At 23.0% G+C, this 1,468-nt stretch carries 1 protein-coding gene; it reads right to left on the reverse strand.

The window, feature by feature from the left end; all coding sequences use genetic code 11:
• Nucleotides 1–1,102: MBL fold metallo-hydrolase (locus BUA62_RS11240; protein ID WP_072866120.1), on the reverse strand; the 1,102-nt coding region annotated here is incomplete at its 3' end.
• Nucleotides 1,103–1,468 lie beyond the last annotated feature (366 nt).

Consider the following 1,468-nt stretch of genomic DNA (forward strand, 5'->3'; position numbering starts at 1 on the left):
TTGACTGGTAAGATACAAAAATTATTCCATTAGGAGCATTTAAAAATTTCGGAAGCAATTGATAAGAAGGAGTATAACTATTAAGCATAGCACTAGTTGCTATTGTTATTGAACCTGGTTTCGGAAAAAATCTTTCTATACTATCTATATATGTATAAGATTTTGATAGTGGTTTGATTTTTCTGTTCTTTATTTTATCTTCTAATTTTATATCATATACCATATTAATTTCATGAAATAATTTTCCTAAAACATACACTGGTATTCCTTTTTTTAAATATGATTGCTTTTTTAACAAATTTATAGCAGCAATTACTTCTTGTCCTCTTGCTAAAGAGAAAACTGGTATTAGAATAGAGCCATTGTTTTCTAAAATTTTATTTATAAATATTTTTAACTCTTCTAATATCTCTTTATAATTTTTTGATTTACTTTTATGAGATGCATATGTGGATTCAATTATTAAAGTATCGATATTATTCAAATCAAAAAAATGTGTATTTCTATGTATAAACATTTCTTTATATACAAAATCTGATGTATGCAATAATTTATAAGTATTATCATATAAAAATATAGCGGCTGAACCTAATGTATGAGCTGTTGGAAATAATTTTAATTTTAAAATTTTTAAAAAATATTCTTCATTAAAATCAATCGTTATTATTTTATTATATAACCTTTTCAATACATTAGTTTCATAAAATGGTTTCAACCATTTTGATTCTCGATTTTTATCTTTTTTTAAAATTTTTCGTGTGTCTTTTATCATTATTTTGGTAATTTCTAAAGCTTCTTTTGACATAATTATTTTTGCATCTGAAATTTTTTCGCTATATATAGGTAAAGATCCAATATGATCATAATGAGGGTGCGTGATTAAAATGTAGTCTATTTTCTCATCTATTTCGTCAAATTCTGGTAACTTCCTATTTTCAAATAAATCATCTTTAAATTCGATATTTCTTCTCATCCCAGCATCTATTATAATTTTTGTTCCTTTCCATATAATATAATGAGAAGTCGCTCCTACTTCTGAAACACCACCTAATGATGTAAAAACTATATCATTATTATATAAATTCTTAATGATTTTTCTCATGATATATATCTCCTTCAAATTAGAATATATTATAATTATTTTTTGTTTTTACTAAAGTTTATTACTTAAAATTTTAACATTATTAATATATCTTAGTTTTGTTAATAATGTAAATTTTTTAATTATTAACATTATTAAAATTATCCCGTTTTTATTTTAACACAATATGGAATTTTTTTCAAGCTTTTGAATATAAAAATGCTCCAAACATTGGAGCATTTTTATATATACTATAATTTTATTTGTATTTTGTATCCTAATAGCGATTCCTTCCAAAAATACTTGATAAATACAATTGGGTATATGATATACCATGATGATTGTATAATAGTTTCTATCTCTTTCAGAGAGTAGTTTCTTTCCGAG

Source organism: Marinitoga hydrogenitolerans DSM 16785, from assembly GCF_900129175.1.
Taxonomy (GTDB): Bacteria; Thermotogota; Thermotogae; order Petrotogales; family Petrotogaceae; genus Marinitoga; species Marinitoga hydrogenitolerans.